General features: G+C 60.2%; 4 protein-coding genes. All 4 read right to left on the bottom strand.

Annotated elements, in window-relative coordinates; genetic code table 11:
• Positions 1-137 precede the first annotated feature (137 nt).
• On the bottom strand, positions 138-854 hold the full coding sequence (gene pcsA / locus BFP90_RS25755) for a phosphatidylcholine synthase (RefSeq protein ID WP_065892588.1): 717 nt from the start codon (positions 852-854) through the stop codon (positions 138-140).
• A 148-nt stretch (positions 855-1,002) separates the two neighbouring features.
• Positions 1,003-1,923 (bottom strand): class I SAM-dependent methyltransferase, encoded by a 921-nt coding sequence (locus BFP90_RS25750; protein ID WP_065898300.1) that lies wholly within the window; start codon positions 1,921-1,923, stop codon positions 1,003-1,005.
• A 49-nt stretch (positions 1,924-1,972) separates the two neighbouring features.
• On the bottom strand, positions 1,973-2,461 hold the full coding sequence (locus BFP90_RS25745) for a DUF1289 domain-containing protein (protein ID WP_065898299.1): 489 nt from the start codon (positions 2,459-2,461) through the stop codon (positions 1,973-1,975).
• 87 nt (positions 2,462-2,548) lie between these two features.
• Positions 2,549-3,712 (bottom strand): ribonucleotide-diphosphate reductase subunit beta, encoded by a 1,164-nt coding sequence (locus BFP90_RS25740; protein ID WP_176718027.1) that lies wholly within the window; start codon positions 3,710-3,712, stop codon positions 2,549-2,551.
• Positions 3,713-3,745: the final 33 nt, after the last annotated feature.

Below are 3,745 nucleotides of genomic sequence, written 5' to 3'. Positions count from 1 at the left end.
GGCGCCTGAGATCAAGATCAAAAGCAGATCAAGATCAAGAGCGACTCGCTTCGCATCGTGGTTACGGTTGCCGGTTGAGCGCTACAGAGTTGTGTAGATACCTATGGCCATCGGGGGCAAGCCCCCTTCCACATTTTTTATTTGTGTGTGCCCAACCATTCCAGCGCCGTGCGCCAGATGCAGATGCCCAGAAAGTACGCCGACATCAGCGACCACAGCCCGAACGTCCACGGGTTGGTGTTCGGATAATCCACCACCATCAGGAAACTGCACAGCAACCAGATCGTGGTCACCGCGATATTGATCGGCATGAAGCGCTTGACCCGGAACGGGTGCAGGAACTTCATCGGCGTCACGGTCAGCAGCGCCAGGCCGATCACGGTCAGCAGGGTGACCCAGGCGTCCGGCTGGATGATGTACACGCACAAGGCCACCACGTTCCACGCCGCCGGGAAGCCGACGAAATAGTTGTCCTTGCTCTTCATGTTCACGTTGCAGAAACAGAACAGCGATGACACCAGGATCACCGACACCGCAAACAGGTGGGTAAATTCCGGCAGGTCGATATAGCGGTAGATAAACAGTGCCGGGATGAACACGTAGGTGAGGTAATCGATCACCAGGTCCAGTACCGAGCCGTCAAAGCTGGGCAACACCGTGCTGACGTTGACCCGTCGCGCCAGGGAGCCGTCGAGGCCATCGACCACCAGGGCCAGGCCCAGCCACAGCAGGCAGGCCTTGGGTGAGTTTTCGAGCAGCGCCAGGGTGGCCAGGAATGCCAATACCACGCCCGTGGCGGTGAAGCCGTGGGCGCCCCAGGCTTTGATTCTGGCTACATGCAGGGTCGATATCACGGGCGGTTCTCCAAAGGATCAAACGGGGCAGCCGACAGCGTAACGCCGTCGAGTCTGGCCGGGGAATGCAGGTATCGACCGGGAAGGCGGGGATAAGGTTCACCACCCGGCGTATGGCTTAGCGTAGCAAGCGCAGCAAGTTTCGGCATCAGCCCTGGCGAAACACCAGGGCCTTCAAGCCACTTTGAGGGTCGATATCCGGGAATTCCGGCGGGTTTTCCAGGCGTTCTACAAAGCGCAGGCCCGCTGCCTCGCGGCTGACGCCGTCGATCAGGAAGTCTTCGCCGAACGCCGGATCGTTCATGCACGCCAGCACCGTGCCGTGGGGCGTGAGCAAGTCCGGCAGGCGACGCAGCACGCGCTGGTAGTCCTTGGTCAGCAGGAAGCTGCCTTTCTGGAAGGACGGCGGGTCGATGATCACCAGGTCATAGGGGCCGCTATGAGTGACCTTGGCCCAGGACTTGAACAGGTCGTGGCCCAGAAAGGTCACCTTGCTCAAGTCGTGACCATTGAGGCGATGGTTGTCACGGCCACGGCTCAGGGCGCCACGGGCCATGTCCAGGTTCACCACATGCTCGGCGCCGCCTTCGATAGCGGCCACGGAAAACCCGCAGGTGTAGGCAAACAGGTTAAGCACTCGCTGGCCTTTGGCCTGCTCGCGCACCCAGTTGCGGCCGTAGCGCATGTCGAGAAACAGGCCGCTGTTCTGTTTTTTACCCAGGTCGATCAAGTAGCGCAGGCCGCCTTCGGTAATGGTCAACTCGTCGAGGGCGTCACCGACCAGCCACTCGGTGGTGCTTTGCGGCAGATAGCGGTGTTGCAGCGCTACGGTATGGGCGCCGCAACCGGCCCAGTCGATCTGCAACAACAGCTGCTTCAAGGCCTGCAGATGCTCGGTCTCCTTGAACAGCGCCACCAGCACCACGCCTTGCAGCCAGTCCACCGTCAGTTGCTCGAGGCCCGGCCAGCAGCGGCCACGGCCGTGGAACAGGCGGCGGGTTTCAGCGGGTGGGGTGGCCAGGGCAGTGAGCAGATGGGCGTGCAGGGTAGCGAGTGCGTCTGGGGTCATCGGTGAGCGTCAGTCGTTGAGCGGGCGGCATTTTAAACACAATTGTGCGTCAGAGCGTGGCGATCAGGGCTGGGCCAAAGGTTTCGCGCAGAAAAACCGGGGCAATGTAGCGCTCGTAATGGGCTTCGGACAGCAGGAAAAACTCGCGGTCAATCGCATCGCGCAAGTCGGTGAGGGGACGCTCGCGAAACTCCGGCAGCAACGCCAGGCCATAGGCGTCCAGGTTCGACATGACCCGCGCACCCCGGGCAATCAGCTGGTACGCCCAGCAATACGGCGACTGCTGCGGCATGAAGCGAATCTTGCGATCTTCCAGTTGCTGGCGCAGGCGCTGCGGGTCGAAGACTTCCAGCTTGCTGCTCATCACCTGCACCAGCAACTGCTCCAGGCGCAGCCACACCGCATGCTTTTCCTCGGTGCTATAGCCGTTCCACTGGATCACTTCATGGTGATAACGCTTGCAGCCCCGGCAGACCACGTCACCGTAGACGGTGGAACACAGGCCTATGCAGGGCGTTTTGATGGTTTGATTGGGCATAAAAGGCAATTTGCAAAGTTATGGAACACCGCGTTCCCAATGTGGGAGGGAGCAAGCCCCACCCACATTGTGGAGCTGTGCTGTTAATCAATCCCAGCTCAGCGCGCCACCGGTCTGGTACTCGATCACGCGGGTTTCAAAGAAATTTTTCTCTTTCTTCAAATCCATAATCTCGCTCATCCACGGGAACGGATTGGTGGTCCCTGGATACTCTTCCTTCAACCCAATCTGCGACAGGCGACGGTTAGCGATGAACTTGAGGTAGTCCTCCATCATCGCCGCATTCATGCCCAGAACACCGCGAGGCATGGTATCCCGCGCATATTCAATCTCCAGTTGCGTGCCCTGCAGGATCATCTGGGTCGCTTCTTCCTTCATCTCGGCATCCCACAAATGCGGGTTTTCGATTTTGATCTGGTTGATCACATCGATCCCGAAGTTCAGGTGCATCGACTCGTCGCGCAGGATGTACTGGAACTGTTCGGCCACGCCGGTCATTTTGTTGCGGCGGCCCATGGACAGGATCTGGGTGAAGCCGCAATAGAAGAAGATGCCTTCCAGCACGCAGTAGTAGGCGACCAGGTTGCGCAGCAGCTCTTTGTCGGTGTCGACGGTGCCGGTTTCGAACTTCGGATCGGAGATCGAGCGGGTGTACTTCAGGCCCCAGGCGGCTTTTTTAGCGACCGATGGGATCTCGTGGTACATGTTGAAGATCTCGCCTTCATCCATGGCCAACGATTCGATGCAGTACTGGTAGGCGTGGGTGTGGATCGCTTCTTCGAAGGCCTGGCGCAGGATGTACTGGCGGCATTCGGGGTTGGTGATCAGGCGGTACACGGCCAGCACCAGGTTGTTGGCGACCAGGGAGTCGGCGGTGGAGAAGAAGCCGAGGTTGCGCATGACGATGCGACGTTCGTCGTCGGTCAGGCCTTCGGGGTTTTTCCACAGGGCGATGTCGGCGGTCATGTTGACCTCTTGCGGCATCCAGTGGTTGGCGCAGCCGTCGAGGTATTTCTGCCAGGCCCAGTCGTACTTGAAGGGCACAAGTTGGTTGAGGTCGGCGCGGCAGTTGATCATGCGCTTTTCGTCGACGGCGACGCGGGCGGAGGCGCCTTCGAGTTCGGCGAGGCCTTCGGCGACGTCGAGTTTGTCCAGTTCGGCCTTGGCGCGTGCGATGGCGGCCGAATCACTCGCGGTGACGGCGCGGGCTTCGATGGCGGCGGCGGCGCCGGCTCCGTCGAGGCGGTCCATGTTGGCTTCGGTGGCGTGGCCGGCGTTGGCGCC

This window comes from Pseudomonas sp. 24 E 13, from assembly GCF_900004715.1.
Classification (GTDB): Bacteria; Pseudomonadota; Gammaproteobacteria; order Pseudomonadales; family Pseudomonadaceae; genus Aquipseudomonas; species Aquipseudomonas orientalis_A.
Note: the sequence above shows the minus strand (reverse complement) of the source record. Positions and strands in the feature narration are given on the sequence as shown.

Excerpts from the sequence above, each read along its gene's own strand:
- BFP90_RS25750 (WP_065898300.1), bottom strand. The coding sequence starts at position 1,923 with ATGACCCCAGACGCACTCGCTACCCTGCACGCCCATCTGCTCACTGCC.
- BFP90_RS25745 (WP_065898299.1), bottom strand. The coding sequence starts at position 2,461 with ATGCCCAATCAAACCATCAAAACGCCCTGCATAGGCCTGTGTTCCACC.
- BFP90_RS25740 (WP_176718027.1), bottom strand. The coding sequence starts at position 3,712 with ATGGACCGCCTCGACGGAGCCGGCGCCGCCGCCGCCATCGAAGCCCGC.